Below are 16,552 nucleotides of genomic sequence, written 5' to 3'. Positions count from 1 at the left end.
GTCATCCTCTATCAGTTGGGGCTGGTTAAAATTCTTCCCAGTCGTCGTGTCCGCTGGTTGATGGCACTGAACGGCTAGGCGGAGTCGATGGTGTTTTGGCGGCTGGCGCGGCCACCGCTTTAGGCACTGAGCCTGCACTTGCCTGACGTGACGGCTGCTGATGAGCCACCTGCATGCCCACCAGTTTAAATACCGCCACCGCTTCTTCAAGGCGGTTGGCCTGCTCTTCCAATGACGACGCGGCGGCGGTGGCCTGTTGCACCAAGGAGGCATTCTGCTGGGTCACCTGGTCCATCTGGCCGACCGCTTGACTGACTTGTTCGATGCCGTCGCTCTGCTCCTGGGACGCAGCTGAGATTTCATCCATGATGTCGGTGACACGGCGTACAGACGTCACTACATCGGACATGGTTGTGCCTGCCTGTTCAACGAGGGTAGAGCCTTGCTGGATCTGAGTCACCGAGTCATCAATCAGCGCTTTGATCTCCTTGGCGGCATCAGCACTTCGGCTGGCGAGGTTGCGCACTTCCCCGGCTACGACAGCAAAGCCTCGGCCTTGCTCACCGGCACGGGCTGCTTCAACCGACGCATTGAGGGCCAGGATATTGGTTTGAAAGGCGATCGAGTCGATCACGCTGGTAATATCCGAGACTTTTTGCGAACTGCTGGAAATACCGTGCATGGTGGTCACCACCTGCTGCACCACGTCGCCGCCACGCTCAGCCGTGGACGATGCATCCGCTGCCAGCGTGCTTGCCTGGCGTGCATTGTCGGCATTCTGCTTCACCGTCGCCGTCATCTCTTCCATGCTGGAGGCAGTCTCTTCGATAGAGGCCGCCTGCTGCTCGGTACGCGATGAAAGGTCGGCATTGCCGCTGGCAATTTCGCGGGTACCGTGGTGAATTTCACGGCTGCCATCACGCACCCGCGCGACGATATCGTTGAGGCTGCCCTGCATCCGCTGCATCGCGGTATAAAGCTGGCCAATTTCGTTTTTGCCGCCGCTGGGGATCGCTGTGGTGAGATCTGCATCGGCAATGGTATCGAGCATCTGCACAGCTTCTTTGAGAGGCCGAATCACCACGCTGCGCAAGCCTGCATAAATCAAGAACAACAGAAGAAGCGTTACAGCAAAGATGATCCACTCAATAAAACTGTAGAACTGGTTAATGTCGTCCAGCTCCCGCTGGAGGGCATCGCCTCGCTCGCCAGCATAGCGCACGAATTCAGTCAACAATTCTTCCTGACGCTCTGCTGTTGGGGCCAACTCATCACGAATCGCATTGAAGCCGGTTGTATCCATCTGGTCCAGCGCTTCTATCTGCTGGTACGTCAGATCAAACACCGCTTCAAAAACCGTTTCGATCTCGCTACCCAGCGCATCTCCGACGTCTGTACGCGGTACGGAAGCAAAGTTGTTAAAACGTGCTTCAGCCCGACTCAGTTGGTCCTCGGCGGCTTCCAGGCGAGCCGTCGCTTCGCGGTTGCGTCCCAGCAGAAATTGGTTGGAGGCCACCTCCAGTTCAACCAAGGCGCCGCTCCACAGCGCATCGGCGCGGTTTAGTTCATTCAGTTGCTCCACATTTATCCGCTCAAGCGTGGTTAATGTATCGTCCATAGCCTGTTCGGCAAGTCGACTCATTAACACATTGCTGACAATGGCCAGCAAGAATAACAACAGCGCCACGATCACCGCGACGTTAACACTTAAATTGCGTAATGCTCGGTTCATTGGGTTCCCTTACAGCCAAGGATGACTCATTCTTGTCGTTATACCCGCTGTGCCCGCCCCGACGCGGCAATCAGCGACATTAATTTCTCTGGAATCTCATCCAGCGCCGTGACATCAGCGGCCGCGCCCATGGCAACTGCTTCTCGGGGCATACCATAGACAACACAGCTTTCCTCGTTCTGAGCAATGGTGGCTGATCCAGCCTGACGCATTTCCAGCAGCCCGGCGGCTCCATCTTTGCCCATGCCGGTAAGAATCACGCCAATGGCGTTTTTGCCGGCCTGGTCGGCGGCAGAGTGAAATAGCACATCCACCGAGGGGCGGTGGCGATTGACCGGTGGTCCGTCGTCAAGCCGGGCGACGTAGTTGGCACCGCTGCGCGCCAGTTTGAGGTGCTGGTCTCCGGGGGCAATATAGGCGTGGCCGGGCAGCACACGCTCGCCGTCGGTGGCTTCCTTGACGGTAATGCGACATAGCCGGTCCAGCCGCTCCGCAAACGAACGCGTAAACCCACCCGGCATGTGCTGGGTAATTAAAATCGCCGGCGCGTTGGCGGGTAGCGGTTCGAGCACTGCCCTGATTGCTTCGGTACCGCCAGTGGAAGCGCCGATAATAATCAGCTTCTCACTCGATACCATGGGCGCTTTGAGTTGGGCAGGCGGCGGGGTATTTTTATGCCGCGCCTGGCGAGGGCGAGAACGCGCCGCCGCACGCAGTTTTTCGGCAATCTCGTTGGCGTAATCCATCATCCCGCTGCGAATACCCAAACTGGGCTTGGCAACAAAGTCCAGCGCCCCAAGCTCCAACGCCCGTAGGGTGATTTCCGAACCGCTTTGGGTCAGTGACGATACCATCAATACCGGCATCGGACGCAGACGCATCAGGCGCTCGAGAAAGTCCAGCCCGTCCATGCGCGGCATTTCAACATCAAGCGTCAGGACATCCGGATTATGCTGCTTGATAAGGTCGCGGGCGGCAATCGGATCAGGCGCTACCGCCACGACTTCCATATCGGGTTGGGTATTGATAATTTCCGTCAACAGGTCGCGAATCAGCGCCGAGTCGTCAACACATAACACTTTTATTTTGGCTGCACTCAAAGCACGCCTCCTTATCCGTCAAGCCGTTTGCCGCACTAAGGCACGTTGGCGTTTTATTTGTTTGCCAGGGTATAAACTGTTTGCCCACGTAGCTTGAAAGCATCGCTGATGTAGGAAAAATTCTCCGAGTGACCGGCAAACAGAAGGCCGTCGGGCTTGAGCAGGGGCGCGAAACGTTTAAGAATTTTTGCCTGGGTGTCTTTATCAAAATAAATCATGATATTCCGGCAAAAGATCACGTCAAAAGGGCCTTTGACAGGCCACTGGGGCGCCAGCAGGTTCATGGGCATAAACTCGACCAGCGAAGATACTTCAGGTCGCACGCGGGCCAACCCGAGATGGTTGCCGGTGCCCTTCTGGAAGAAACGCTTTACCCGCGCCTCTTCAAGCTTGCGCACCTGTTCCTGGGGATAGACGCCCTTACGCGCTTTGTTCAGGGCGTCAGTGTCAATATCCGTCGCGATGACGCTGGACTGGGAAGCTCGTCCGCCCAGCGTTTCGAGCAGCGTCATGGCAATCGAGTAAGGCTCTTCACCGGTGGACGCAGCCGAACACCACACCGATACAGGCCCCTGCTTGTCCTTTATATGCTCAGCCAGCAGCGGAAAGTGGTGGGCCTCACGGAAAAAGGCCGTGAGGTTGGTGGTTAGCGCATTGGTAAACGCTTCCCACTCTTTAGCATCCGGCTGACGCTCAAGGCGCGCGAGGTAGTCGCCAAACCGAGTCATCCCGTGGTGACGTAACCGTTTCGCTAAACGGCTATAGACCATTTCGCGCTTGTGCTCGGCCAGCACAATGCCTGCGCGCTGATAAATCAACTCACGTACACGGGTAAAATCGGCATCCGTCAGTTCCAGGTCGCGCTCGATCTGGCTGCCGGATGCCCATTGGCCGATGTCGACTCGTTCACGTTGCTCGGTCAAAATATGCGCCACTCCTCTACAAAGCCTTGACCCGCCTACTTGTCAGCCAACGGGGGTTGCACGACACGGTGAGTCTGAAACACAACCGACTGCTGGCACCAGAGGCACACCGCCTGATAGAGCGGCATGCCTCTGGTCGAAGTGCTATTGACTCCAGCTTTTATACTATCGGCTTGAAACCCGCTGACTTGAGCGCGTTTGCAGTACGTCTTTAGTGTTTAAAACGCTTCCCATTCATCCGCTGTTGCTGCTGAAGCTGGCGCGGCAGGACGGGGGGACTGAGCGGGCAGCGAAGTGGCTGCGCGTGGCTTGCTTGCGGAAGCCGTCTGCGACTCGGCAACACGAAAACGTTCAACGGCTTCGCGCAGTCGCCCGGCTTCGTCTTCCAACTCGTTCGCACTGAAGGCGGCTTGTTGCACCAACTCGGCATTTTGCTGAACCACTTGATCCATTTGCGCCACGGCCTGGTTAACCTGACCGATACCATTGCTCTGCTCTTCGGAAGCAGCCGCAATTTCGTCCATGATGTCGCTGACCCGCTGCACGGCGGCCACCAGGTTCTGCATTGTCTTACCGGCCTGATTGACCCGCTCAGTACCAACATCGACTTTGCTCAACGAGGTGTCGATCAGGGTTCGAATATCCTTAGCCGCACTGGCGCTTCGGCTGGCGAGACTGCGAACTTCCTGTGCAACCACCGCAAACCCTCTACCATGCTCGCCAGCCCGCGCCGCTTCTACGGACGCGTTTAGCGCCAGAATATTCGTCTGGAAGGCGATATTATCAATAAGGGTAATGATATCGGCGACCTGGTGCGAGCTGGCGCTGATGTCCTGCATGGTATCGACGATCTCGCCAACTTCTTCGCCGCTGCGCCGTGCCGTCAGGGTGGCATTTTCCGCCAGTTGACTTGCCTGGCGGGCGTTATCCGCATTATGGCCAACGGTTGAGGCAAGCTGCTCCATGCTGGAAGCAGTTTCCTCCAATGAGGACGCCTGTTGCTCAGTGCGTGATGAAAGATCGTTGTTGCCACTGGCGATCTGTTGCGAGCGCTCAAAAATTGACGCACCACTGGTACGGACGACACCCACCGTTTGCGACAGCGACGCTTGCATATGGGCCATCGCAACGTAAAGACGACCAATTTCGTTATTACCAGGCGCGGTAATCTGCTGGTTTAAGTCGCCTTTTGCCATGCGTTCGAAGTAACCCACCAGATTGTCCAAAGGACGCAGCACATTCGCTGCCACCCCCCAAACCACTGCCACTACCGTGGTGAGCGTCACCAGCACCACGGCTAGGAGACTCCAGCGTATTTGCTCGGCGAACGCTGTAAACGCCTGCTGCTGGGAGGCTAGATCGCTACTGTTTTGCACGATATCTGCCCCATGATGGAGAGCATAAAGGCCGATACCACACGCCACCAGCACCATCGTCGACAGCGTCACCAGCACCAGTCCCCAACTCAGCCGGACGGTCATGTTATTCATTACTTGCCGTATCACCTGCCCCACCTACCGCACTCCTTATCGCCAGAAGCGCCCCCTCACTCCATTGCGGTGAGGGCGCTGACCGCATGATCCCTGGACACTCTTCCCTGTGCGTCAACTTTCTTTAACTCTGGCTGGCGCCGTCCACCAAGGCCATCTCTTCGCTGGTAAGCAGTTTGTCGATATCGACGATCACCAGCATGCGATCGTCAAGGCTGCCGAGTCCGCTAAGGAAATCGGAAGACAGAGTGACGCCAAACTCGGGGGCAGGCTTGATCTGGTCGGGCGTCAGCGTCATGACATCGGATACGCCGTCAACCACAATACCCACAATCCGGTCAGCCACGTTGACAACGATCACCACGGTTTGGCCGCCGTACTCGACATTTTCGAGGTGGAACTTGATGCGCAGGTCGACGATCGGCACGATCACGCCGCGCAAGTTGGTCACCCCTTTAATGAAGTCAGGTGCGTTGGCAATGCGCGTTACGTTCTCGTAGCCGCGAATTTCCTGAACTTTCAGAATATCGATGGCGTACTCTTCGTCACCTAGCGAGAACACCAGAAATTCGCTGTTATCCGCTTCAGTCGCGAGGACCGCCCTATCGTTTGCTTGGCTCATGACGGTTCAGACTCCTTGTAAAAAGACATGGTTTGCGTTTTGGCTGGTTTTGCAGCCTCTTTTTTTGCCCGGCTCAGTCGATGCAAGCCGGAAATATCCAGAATCAGGGCTACGCTACCGTCGCCAAGAATGGTGGCCGCAGAGATGCCAGGCACTTTGCGGTAGTTATCTTCCAGGTTCTTGACCACTACCTGCTGCTGGCCAACCAGCTCATCGACCAGCATGGCATAGCGACGTCCCTCACCTTGCACAATCACCGCAATGCTTTTGGTCGGGTCGGTAATGGCATTTTCGACGTCCATCACTTCGTGAATGGCGATCACCGGCAGGTATTCGTCGCGCACCTTGAGGACGACGTCGTCACCCGCCATGGCATACATGTCATCTTTATTGGGCTGCAAAGACTCCAACACGGTGGAAAGCGGCAGGATAAAGGTTTCCCCCCCCACTTTAATCGACATGCCGTCCAGAATGGCCAGTGTCAGGGGTAACACGATACTCGTGACGGTGCCCTCACCTTTTTTGGATTGGATCTCGACACGCCCACCCATGCCCTGGATGTTGCGTTTCACCACGTCCATACCGACGCCACGCCCCGATACATCGGTGACTTCGTTGGCGGTGGAGAAACCCGGTGCGAAAATCAGCTGATAAACCTCTTCATCCGACATTGTGTCGGATACATTCAGGCCGTTTTCCTTGGCTTTGGCAAGCAGGCGGTCGCGATCAAGGCCAGCGCCGTCGTCACGCACTTCAATCAGGATGTTGCCGCCCTGATGGCGGGCAGCCAGGGTCAGCTTGCCGGTGCGCGGTTTGCCGATCGACTCGCGCACATCGGGCATTTCAATGCCATGATCAAGGCTGTTGCGTACCAGGTGGGTTAACGGATCGGTAATTCGTTCTACCAGGCTTTTATCCAGTTCGGTGGATTTGCCTTCGGTGACAAGCTCGATCTCCTTGCCCAGCTTACCGGCGGTATCGCGTACGACCCTTGGGAAACGGCTAAACACAAACTCCATGGGAATCATGCGGATCGACATGACCGATTCCTGCAGGTCCCGGGCATTGCGCTGTAACAGGCTCATGCCGCTTTGCAGCGAACTGTTGACACCCGACTGCTCACCCAGGTCGCTGACCGTTTGATCGAGCATCGACTGGGTGATGATCAGCTCACCAACGAGATTGATAATCTGATCGACCTTGTCCACCGATACACGTATCGACGAGGACTCGGAGGCCGCTTTCTTCGCTTTGCCCTTGGCCTGCCCATCGCCAGCCTCGGTCTTGGCAGGTGCCGGCGGCGACGCTTTTTGTTCAGTTGCTGGTGCCGACGTTTCTTGCTCGGTGGGTGGCTTGGCTTCAGGCTGCCCTGCTGACGCGTCTGCTTTCACCTCGCCAGTTGCAACCGGCTGGATATCAATTTGGTCGGGCTCGATAATAAAGCACATGACCGCTTCAATATCGTCAGCGCTTACGCTACCACTGAGCACGACTTCGTAGCGCTTATCGTCGCCCGACTGGGACTCGATATCGCCTAGTTGCTCCAGCTCTTCAACCAGCAGTAGGCGATCCTTGTCATCCACATTGATCAGCGCCACTTTCAACTGGCCAGTGCTGTTCGCCTGTGGTGCTTCATCTGCAGACAAACCGTCAGCGGATGCCTCTTCGGTTGACGCCGCCGGAGTGCTCGCCGACGATGTTGTTTCAGCAGGCGCTTCGAGGGACTGACCAATCTCTTCAAGGGCTATCTGCTGTAACGTTTGGCAAATTCGTTCATACGTTTCCTGGTCAGGCTCTTCCTCGTTGCGATAGGCATTTAATTGCTCGTGCATAATGTCTTTGGCCTCTAAAAATGTATCAACGAGGTCAGCCCGCAGCGCTAGCTCCCCTTTACGCGCGTAATCCAGAAGATTTTCCATGATGTGCGTGGTGTTTTGCAGAACGCCAAATCCGAAAGTGCCTGCGCCACCTTTAATCGAATGTGCGGCACGAAAAATAGCGTCGAGCTGCTCGCTGTCAGGATTATCCACATCAATCTCTAGCAGATGCTGCTCCATATCCGCGAGCAGCTCTTCTGCCTCTTCAAAAAAGGTGTCAAAAAAATCGGCTATATCCATGCACCATCCCCTACCTTCACGTCAAAGTGTTAGCACAAGCGCAGCGTTATTCGGCGCTCGTTGTCTCTTGTTCTAAGTCTGGCTGTTCTGGGTCTATCGCTTGCTCTGGGTTTTCCGCTGGAGTCGCCTCTTCAGGTACACCAATTGCGTCTTCCGCAGTTTCTGATAGCACCGTGGAAACATCGGTTTCCATCACCACCGGATTGCGAATGGCCTCGGCAATTTCGGGTAACAACACGATCAACTCAATGCGTCGATTGATCGGGTCGTCGGGTGCAGTGTCGGGCAGCAGCACCCGGTCTGCATAGCCGGAAACACGCAACAGTTGACCCGGATCAAGTCCTCCCGCAACCAACTCTCGGCGGGAGGCGTTGGCCCGGTCATTCGACAGCTCCCAATTGCTATAGCCTCGATAGCCACCGGCATAAGGCACGTTATCCGTGTGCCCCCCGATACTCAGGTCGTTGGGCAGCTCATTGAGCAGCGGCGCAATGGTTCGCAGCAGATTACGCATATAGGGTGCCACCTGGTCGCTGCCCAACTCGAACATGGGTCGCTGCTCGGTATCCAGCACCTGAATACGCAGGCCTTCGCGAGTCAGGTCAAAACGCAGCTGTGAGCGCAACTCGCGTAGTTCAGGATCGAGCTCAATCGCGCGCTCGATACGCTCCTGGACATCCATGAAAAAGCGTCGCTCCTGCTCGCTAGGCCGCGTTGCCTGCTTTAAATCAATGCGTGCGCGTTCACCATCGCTGTGCGTTGGATCAGGGCCGCCGCCAGGAATCGCACTCGTACTTCCGGAGCGGTCACCACCGGTAATAGCGGTCGTCAAGGGTGTACTGAAATATTCAGCGACGCCTTGGCGCTCTTCCTCGCTGGACACGCTGAGTATCCATAGCACCAGAAACAGCGCCATCAGTGCAGTCATGAAATCGGCGAGGGCTATTTTCCATGCGCCACCGTGGTGCGCATGCACGACTTTCTTGCGCCGAATAATGATCGGCCGCTTATCTCCCGCCGCACTCATGCACTACCAGCCTTTTTCGCGTCGCGTACGTAGTCTTCCAGCTCGTTGAAGGTAGGACGCTCAGTGCTGTGCAGCGCCTTCCTGCCAAATTCCACCGCCAGCTGAGGGGCATAGCCATGCAGGCTTGCCAGAAGCGTCACGCGAACACACTGGAGCATTTTTTCCGCTTCTTTCGCCTGCCGATCGATCGTGCTGGCTACCGGGTTGATAAACCCGTAACCCAGCAGAATCCCAAGGAAGGTACCCACCAGCGCTTGGGCGATCATCTCCCCCATCTGCTCTGGGCCGGCATCAGCATAAGTCAGCGCTTTCACCACGCCCATTACCGCCGCCACGATGCCAAAGGCAGGCATCGCATCGCCGACCTTGGAAATCGCGTCGATAGGGATGTGAGCTTCCTGTTCGAAGGCCTCAATTTCATGCAGCATCAGCTCATCAATCTCCATGGGCTCCATGCCGCCGCTGACCATCAGGCGCAGATAATCGGTAAGGAAGTTCATGATATGAGGATCTGCCAACACCGTAGGGTGCTCTTGAAACAGCGGGCTTTCCTGGGGGTTATCGATATCTCGCTCTATCCCCAGCATGCCTTCACGACGAACCTTGGAAAGCAGCTTGTACTGCAGCGCCATCAACTCCATGTACATGGCTTTGTTGTACTTTTTCGTGCGCTTCAGCTTGGGCATGATTTTGAAGGTGGCCTTGATCGCTTTGCCGTTGTTGGCAGCAAGAAAAGCCCCTACCCCGGCACCTCCGATCATCAACAACTCAAGCGGCTGAAACAGGGGACCCATGCTGCCCCCCGCCAGCACGTAGCCACCAAATACCGACAGTAATACGACGATGTAACCTAAGAGGATCAGCACAGGCAGTGTCCTTCACTATTTCAATGGTCTATAACGGAACCAACGGCGACCCGTTACGTCAAAAAATCACGTTATGTTTGATGCCGATTTACACATCTGCCGCGTTTTGCCGGCCCGGGAGGGCGGTTGGCAAATGCCGCAGACATAGTCGTGCATCGGGTTATGAGCGTGAGCAACAAAACGACCTCCGCAACGGGTACACGGCGTCAGCTGGAGCAAGTCGCTCTCAAAAAAACGTACCAGCGTCCAGGCGCGCGTCAGCCCCAACACCGGCTCTACGCCCTCAACATCAATCTGTTCGCCGTATAGCCGATAGGCCTTCACGAAGGCATCAATCCGCTCACAGTCAGCTTCTTCCACCAAGCTGGTATAAATGTTGTAAAATAAAGAGGAGTGGATATTGGGCAGCCAGGTAATGAACCAGTCGGTTGAAAACGGCAGCATGCCTTTTGGCGGCGACATCCCTCTTACCTCTTTGTACAGCTTGATGAGACGTGTGCGACTTAGCTCTGTCTCCGTCTCCAATACCTGCAGCCTTGCCCCAAGTTCAATCAGCTCAATAGCGAGCTGCACCTGGTGCATTTCGTCTACCAAGCTTTTTTGACTCACGTGCTGTCCTCCGGCGGCATCGACTCGTACTCCTCACCAGCCAGCAGCAGTGACGCATGCAGGCTTGCGAGGCCTTGATCACGCGGATTGGCTGTCACCTGCTTCAATCGCTCGACGCTTGCCTGACCGAACCGGCAAATCAACTGGTTGGTCCGCGACAGCTTCGTCAGCTGCCGAGCATTGAGCGATAGGATAAGATCCGCCACCTCACCGTCGATTTTCAGACGGAACATTGCGGCCTCACGGTCTTCACTCAACAAGCGCTGTGCGAGCAGCAAGTACGCTAAATTGATTTCTTGTATTTCATCGAGAAAGCTGGTTTGACTCATAGTGGCCTATCGGACGAAACTGACGCCTCTATTAGGGTGGTAATGGCGCCATGAGTGATTTTTTCATACTGACCCAAACTTCATGGTTGCATACCACGTTTACATTGGCTACTCAGCCTTCTCACGCTTGTGTAGCCCAGCCTCCGACAATTCAAATACCCATACCAACAGTTCAGCAATCACCTGATACAGGTTGGCAGGAATCTCTGCATCCAAATCCAGTTGCATCAATAGCGCGACAAGCTCCGGCGCATCATGCACATAAATGCCCTGACGCTGTGCCTCGGCCATGATGCGTTCGGCCAGATCGCCATAGCCCTTGGCCACTACCCGTGGCGCTCGTTCATGATCCTGATAAGCCAACGCCACCGCTTGACGCCGCGATTCATCCGAAGACATCCGGGGCCTCCTCGACGTAGCGTGCACGCACCTGAACCTTGCGCAGATCCAGCGCCTCCAGACGCGACTCAAGCGCAGGAACGCCGGCCTCAAGGCGTTGATGCACTTGCGCTTCACTGGCGGTTAAGTCGATGTTCAAGACACCTCGATAGAGTCGCAGTGACACGCTAAAAGCACCAAAACCAGGCACATCAAGCTGCATATCGGACTGCCAGCTATCATCAGACGACCGCTGCTCTTCGCCGTCTTCCTGATGCTGCCCACGTGTCGGCAGATTAATCGCCAGCGCCATGAAAATACCCGCCCACACGTCACCTTCCCACCGGATCGTGGGTGTCACCAGCATTTCAAGCTGTTGACGCACCAAGCTTTGCAGACTTTCATGCACCACTTCGCGTGGCTGGCGATTGGGCATGACATCCAGGGTGGTGTCGCGGGCCAAACGCGCATCAATGTTCGCTTGTGGCGACTCTTTCGCATGGGGGGCGAGTTCAGCCGTGTTAAATGTTCCTGGACTGCCCACCGGCGACTGAATCGTAGCGGGTGTGTTAACCACCGGGGCACGCGCCGCCGCAGATTCACTGGCTGCAGGTATTAACGATGTGTTGGGTAGGATAGCGGCGTTACCCGGCGGCGGTGGCGCTACCAGCAATGGCGAGGTGGCGCCGGGCACCATACCGGATGACGATATTCCACTCCCACCACCTTGCGGCACCAGACCTGCACCCAGCGCTGTCGACGCCAAAGGCGTTGGTACCGAGGCGCGCGGACCAGGCTGCATTTGCGGCTCTCTCAATAGCTGCTGCCGATTGGCCTCACCTTGAAACCAGCGTTTGAGATGTGCCTCGTAAAACAGGCCACTGTCCCGCACGCTGGCTTCAAGCCGCGCCGCCAACTGTGTCGATGATGGTGACTCGGCCGCATTCATCAACGGCGCTTCGGCACGCATGACGGTGGGTGGCGCGGGAAAGCGAAGCAATACATCCGCAATACTGCGTGCCGCTGGGCTAAAGTGGGTCTGAGTTGAGCCAGGCGGCAATGCCTGAGCATCACCTCGCTGAGGCTGTCGCCCGCCGTCAAGCTGAGACGGCAAACCCCTCATATCCCGTAGTGCTGTATCACGCAGCGCTGTAGAAGCAGGGTCACGTCCATCCAGCCGCGCATCCCCCATCAGGGCGCGCGGGCCTTCACCCGGCACTACCGGTTTAATCGGCTGATCCATTAACCGCTGGTTCGACACATCGCCCCGGCGCCCCAGCACCTGATGAAGCAGGGTATCGATCAGCGGATTAATGGTACTCACGACGACCTCGGCGCCTGGTCATCATTACCGCCAAGCTCATTACCACCTGCCTGCTGTGGCGCATAGGCACGGTGTAAATTGCGCTGACGTTGAGACACATTGATTAACCGCCCCAACTCATCACGACGGGCAATAAGCTGCCGACGGATCTCCACGTCCTGCTCCAGAATCGCTTCCAGCAGCTCTGCTTTACGCTGCTGCGCAGCAGACTCGAGCGTCACCGAGGAGTCCAGCTCGCGCAACTTTTCAACCAGCAGGACATAGTGAGTCCGCTGATCGATCAACTCTGCCCACTGATCATTATCGGCCAGTTCGTGCATATACATAACGCTGTCGAGTAGCGCTGTATAGGTATCAATGAGCGTCTGTTGCGCGTCATCTCGCGTCGTGGTGGAAGCCGCCATTAGTGCCTCATGCAGATTGCTGTTGGCCAATTTCGCGCCATGCAGAGGCAATATCCTCAAGCAGCCGCTCGGCTTCGTCCAAGCTCGCTTCGTCATTGCGCAAATTAGCTGTCAACAACAGGCGTGCAATATAGTTGTACAAAGCGCCTAGTTGCTCTGCAATATCGCCGCCCTGCTCGCGATCAAGTGCCGCCGCCAGGCCATTGTTGACGATATCAAGCGCTTTCGAAATGGACCGCCCTTTCTCAGCCGAGTTACCCGCCTGCATATGGATACGGGCGGCGCGAATGGCGGCTTGCGCACCATCAAAAAGCATAACGATCAGCTGATGGGGATCAGCCGACATCACGCCGCTTTCAACGCCAACCCTTGCATACGCATTGGCTCCTCGGCCATAGGCGGCTGCACCGCGCGAGTACGTCATACGTGCTACTCCTCATCCCGTGGCGACCGGATGCGGCCAGCCACTAAGCAAATTACCGGCAAGCATCAAGCATATCGCTGGGAATGCCTGCCTTAATTGATTATCGGCGAGCGCCAAAGCGACTTTAGTGCTTCAAGGTGTTTTTCTTTGTCTGGCGCTTGTAAGCCCTCTGTCAGCGCCATGGCTATGTCGAGACGGCCACTTCGCTCACCGGACGCCCCAGCTTCTCGACAACATTACCGCGTATTGTCTCACCCAGGTTATCGCGCATCGGTGCATTCGCTGACGTCGCCAGCTGAACCTCCGTGAGATCACCCTCCTCATCAATACGCAATACCCACGCCAGCTGCTCACTGGAAAAGCGCACCAAGGCGCCAACCGGCAAGGACTTAAAGTGCCCCACATAACGCTTGATCCAGTGTGGGTCAAACTGTTGGGAATGGGTCAACAGATGGCGGTAAATTTGCTGTGCCGTTTTCGCGGGACGATCACTTCGGTCGCGCCGCAGGGCTTCCGCGACATCCACAATGGCGCTGGCCTTGGCAAGCTCGTTCAACGATTCTCCCGACACACCGTCTGGATAGCCGCTACCGTCCATGCGCTCGTTGATACCGCCGATCACGGCAGACGCAACACTCTGAGACAGCCACTGGCAACTCTCCAATCGCTCTAACACAAGCGAAACGTGTTCGCTCAATGCCTGGCGATGCGTCGCCTCGAAGTGAGCCGCCTTGAACAACACCTGAGGCACCAGCGCCTTTCCCAGATCATGAACCAGGCCGCTTGCCACGACCGCTTTGCGCACATCGCGGGGCATACCAGCGCCTACCAAATCCAGCAAGTGAACCGCCACGGCAATACCATGGCGAACCAGCAGCGGCTCGGGCGACAGACACCGACAAGCGAAAAGCAGCGATTCACGATCCTCTTCATGCAGCCCCATCAACCGGTCGGCGTATAAGGAAAGCTGGCGCGAGTCGATATCGCTTCCTTGCTGCAGCGACAGCATTTGCCCATCCAGGAAAGCGGCAACCTTGACCAGGCGGCGAGCCATGGGCGTGGCATAGCGCTTTACGTCGCGTCGCCCGACATGCTCACCGGCACCCACTCGCCCAGCTGGCGAGGTAAACAAGGGCGATGGCTGGCGCCCCTCACGATCCTCTTTGGCATAACGGGCCGACTCGCGCTCGATTTCACATACGAAATACCAGACCTGACGCTCCTGATCGGCACTGCATGAACCGAAATAAAACCCGACGCGCAGCAAATTTCGCTCCGGGTCCGGGCGCTGATGGCGAGCCAAGGCCTGAATCTCAAAGTGCGTCCCATCGGGAAATTCAAAGGCAATATCCAATGGCCCCTCAGCGGTTGACAGCATGCCGCTTGCCGTCATTGGCAGCTCCAACTGGCAACCCTGCTGGGATAAGTCGCGCAGCTCGCCATGAATAGCCTCCTGGCCTGGCATGCTGACGTTGGCGGCCACGGGCATGCCAATGCGTAGCTCAGCGCGAAAAGCCTCACGCCGCTGAAGTACGTCCAGATACGACGGATAATCACTGCAGCACAGAAAACGCCCACCAGAACGGCGAGTTTCGGTCAACGATAGCAACGGTGTGCGCAGCACCTTACCTTGCGTTTCCCCCACCAGATAAAACGCCTCACCCTGCTGAAGACGACCGAGCAGGTAATCTACCGACGAAAGATCCAATACCAGGGTTTCGCCCTTGTGCTGCTCCATCAGCACGACCGGTTCCGGTCGCCTATCATCACCCTCCAAGCAAAGCGACGCGCCGCCGCTTTCCACCAATGTATCCAACAGCGACGCCACCGCTACCGGGTTTGCAACTCGCTCATATTCTTCCTCAAGGGCCACCATGCTCTCCTTACCTCTCCCATTGCCTCAGCGGATTATGCGCAAAGCGCTACACAATACCAGAAGCTGACGACAACAAGGATGCGCCACCCTTCGATGCAAGGTTTCGCTTAGCGACTATCCTAAACGCGACTATGCTAAACAGGGTGACAAAGTTAACTTATCCACCAATACTGCTTTGCCGACACTAAAGTTATCGTTAGCAGGGCCGATCAACATAGCGTAAGTATTAGATGCAAGAGCCTAAAAGTCGCTCCAATAAGGCCTCATGCCAGAAGAACTTATCAACCAGCGCTGGCCATTGGGGGCAGGTACAAAAAACAGGGGAATACGCACCATGAACTCATCCAGCATTGACGCAATCAACCTCGCTCAGACGACTCAGTTGAATATGCTGTCGCCGCGCCAGCGTCTTGACGACGCATTAGAGGTCCTTTCTGCCCCCGGAAGCCAGCTGAGCGAGAACCAGCAGGCTGAACCCACTGCCGGGGAGCTCGTTGAACCCATCCAGCGCATTAATGAAGTGATGCGAGAGCGGGGGATAGAATTTGAAATCAGCGAAGATTTGTCGCGGGTCATCACTCGTGTGGTTGATCGTGATTCGGGTGACGTTATTCGACAGATTCCTGCCGAGGAAGTTATCCGCATTGCCGAACAGCTACAGGAAATGCGCGGCCGGTTCATCTCGCTGGAAGCTTGAACCACTGACACAAAAACCCGCTACTAACAGACCGCAATCAACAGAGGTAGCACAAACAGTTAGTGCGTTACGGGGTTACACCTGCATATTCATAACATCCCGGTAGGCTGACACCAGGCGATTGCGCACCTGTAACCCCATCTGAGAGGCAACACTCGCCTTCTGCATATCAATCATGACATCCGCCAATTCGAGGTTGGGGTCCCCCGCCTGAAACGCCTTCGCCTTGTTGTTGGCATCCAGCTTTAGCTGATTGATGCGCTGAATGGACGCCTGCAGCTCACCGCCAAAACTGCCATGCCCTGCCGACTGGACAAGTGCACCACTTTGCATTGGCTGATTTGCCGCCTGGCTGGCCAACCCCTGCATCTGCTGCAGCGTTGCCTGTATTGCAGGAGTACTCATGTTATCGCCTCAAGCAGTAAAATGGCTGAACGTACGAAGCCTATCACCAGTATGACAAAGCTCATACGGACAATTACGTACAAAAAGCCAAGCTTTTCGTTCCTTTATGGTTGCCCAGCCACCGGATAATGGCGTTCATCATAATTACGCCTCATCTTTTCGGCGGATAACCGCGATTGACGGAATTTAGCCTATGCCTTCTATGGTGATGTGCCTGGGCAGCTACCTG

17 protein-coding genes are annotated in these 16,552 nt (G+C 56.2%); 1 reads left to right on the top strand and 16 read right to left on the bottom strand.

Annotated features, from left to right (window positions below):
• Positions 1 to 25 precede the first annotated feature (25 nt).
• From R3F64_RS08750 to R3F64_RS08680, 15 genes are all read right to left on the bottom strand, one after another.
• Complete coding sequence (locus tag R3F64_RS08750) at positions 26 to 1,732, bottom strand: methyl-accepting chemotaxis protein (RefSeq protein ID WP_199284420.1); 1,707 nt, start codon at positions 1,730 to 1,732, stop codon at positions 26 to 28.
• A gap of 38 nt (positions 1,733 to 1,770) precedes the next feature.
• On the bottom strand, positions 1,771 to 2,832 hold the full coding sequence (locus R3F64_RS08745; RefSeq protein WP_199284419.1) for a protein-glutamate methylesterase/protein-glutamine glutaminase: 1,062 nt from the start codon (positions 2,830 to 2,832) through the stop codon (positions 1,771 to 1,773).
• 53 nt (positions 2,833 to 2,885) lie between these two features.
• Positions 2,886 to 3,755 carry a CheR family methyltransferase gene (locus R3F64_RS08740; protein ID WP_085917698.1) on the bottom strand — a complete coding sequence of 290 codons (870 nt, stop codon included), beginning with the start codon at positions 3,753 to 3,755 and terminating at the stop codon, positions 2,886 to 2,888.
• Positions 3,756 to 3,973: 218 nt separating this feature from the next.
• The gene (locus tag R3F64_RS08735) at positions 3,974 to 5,245 is read right to left on the bottom strand and encodes a methyl-accepting chemotaxis protein (RefSeq protein ID WP_253026285.1); all 1,272 of its coding nucleotides are present in this window, start codon (positions 5,243 to 5,245) and stop codon (positions 3,974 to 3,976) included.
• A gap of 124 nt (positions 5,246 to 5,369) precedes the next feature.
• Positions 5,370 to 5,867 (bottom strand): chemotaxis protein CheW, encoded by a 498-nt coding sequence (gene cheW / locus R3F64_RS08730; protein WP_066318954.1) that lies wholly within the window; start codon positions 5,865 to 5,867, stop codon positions 5,370 to 5,372.
• Positions 5,864 to 7,984, bottom strand: a complete 2,121-nt coding sequence (gene cheA, locus R3F64_RS08725; protein ID WP_332610948.1) for a chemotaxis protein CheA — start codon at positions 7,982 to 7,984, stop codon at positions 5,864 to 5,866. Before cheA ends, cheW begins: the two co-directional genes overlap by 4 nt.
• A gap of 46 nt (positions 7,985 to 8,030) precedes the next feature.
• On the bottom strand, positions 8,031 to 9,011 hold the full coding sequence (gene motB, locus R3F64_RS08720; RefSeq protein ID WP_253026289.1) for a flagellar motor protein MotB: 981 nt from the start codon (positions 9,009 to 9,011) through the stop codon (positions 8,031 to 8,033).
• Complete coding sequence (gene motA, locus R3F64_RS08715) at positions 9,008 to 9,877, bottom strand: flagellar motor stator protein MotA (protein WP_199284416.1); 870 nt, start codon at positions 9,875 to 9,877, stop codon at positions 9,008 to 9,010. Before motA ends, motB begins: the two co-directional genes overlap by 4 nt.
• A gap of 66 nt (positions 9,878 to 9,943) precedes the next feature.
• Positions 9,944 to 10,486, bottom strand: a complete 543-nt coding sequence (gene flhC, locus R3F64_RS08710; protein WP_199284415.1) for a flagellar transcriptional regulator FlhC — start codon at positions 10,484 to 10,486, stop codon at positions 9,944 to 9,946.
• Positions 10,483 to 10,815, bottom strand: a complete 333-nt coding sequence (gene flhD, locus R3F64_RS08705) for a flagellar transcriptional regulator FlhD (RefSeq protein WP_085917562.1) — start codon at positions 10,813 to 10,815, stop codon at positions 10,483 to 10,485. Before flhD ends, flhC begins: the two co-directional genes overlap by 4 nt.
• A gap of 108 nt (positions 10,816 to 10,923) precedes the next feature.
• On the bottom strand, positions 10,924 to 11,214 hold the full coding sequence (locus tag R3F64_RS08700; protein WP_066318940.1) for an EscU/YscU/HrcU family type III secretion system export apparatus switch protein: 291 nt from the start codon (positions 11,212 to 11,214) through the stop codon (positions 10,924 to 10,926).
• Entirely contained in the window at positions 11,201 to 12,517 is a 1,317-nt protein-coding gene (gene fliK / locus R3F64_RS08695; protein ID WP_199284414.1) for a flagellar hook-length control protein FliK, read from the bottom strand. Before fliK ends, R3F64_RS08700 begins: the two co-directional genes overlap by 14 nt.
• Positions 12,514 to 12,921, bottom strand: coding sequence for a flagellar protein FliT (locus R3F64_RS08690; protein WP_085917559.1), 408 nt, complete (start codon positions 12,919 to 12,921; stop codon positions 12,514 to 12,516). Before R3F64_RS08690 ends, fliK begins: the two co-directional genes overlap by 4 nt.
• Before the next feature lie 7 nt (positions 12,922 to 12,928).
• Positions 12,929 to 13,345: a flagellar export chaperone FliS gene (gene fliS, locus R3F64_RS08685; protein WP_085917558.1), complete on the bottom strand. Its 417-nt coding sequence runs from the start codon at positions 13,343 to 13,345 to the stop codon at positions 12,929 to 12,931.
• 184 nt (positions 13,346 to 13,529) lie between these two features.
• Entirely contained in the window at positions 13,530 to 15,221 is a 1,692-nt protein-coding gene (locus R3F64_RS08680; protein ID WP_085917557.1) for an HD domain-containing phosphohydrolase, read from the bottom strand.
• A gap of 334 nt (positions 15,222 to 15,555) precedes the next feature.
• On the opposite strand from R3F64_RS08680, the gene R3F64_RS08675 reads away from it, so the two are divergent.
• Complete coding sequence (locus R3F64_RS08675) at positions 15,556 to 15,918, top strand: flagellar protein FlaG (protein WP_253026293.1); 363 nt, start codon at positions 15,556 to 15,558, stop codon at positions 15,916 to 15,918.
• Positions 15,919 to 15,993: 75 nt separating this feature from the next.
• On the opposite strand, the gene fliE is transcribed toward R3F64_RS08675, so the two are convergent.
• Complete coding sequence (gene fliE / locus R3F64_RS08670) at positions 15,994 to 16,323, bottom strand: flagellar hook-basal body complex protein FliE (protein ID WP_066318923.1); 330 nt, start codon at positions 16,321 to 16,323, stop codon at positions 15,994 to 15,996.
• Positions 16,324 to 16,552 lie beyond the last annotated feature (229 nt).

The sequence above is a fragment of the Halomonas sp. 5021 genome (genome assembly GCF_036663435.1).
GTDB lineage: Bacteria > Pseudomonadota > Gammaproteobacteria > Pseudomonadales > Halomonadaceae > Vreelandella > Vreelandella janggokensis.
Note: the sequence above shows the minus strand (reverse complement) of the source record. Positions and strands in the feature narration are given on the sequence as shown.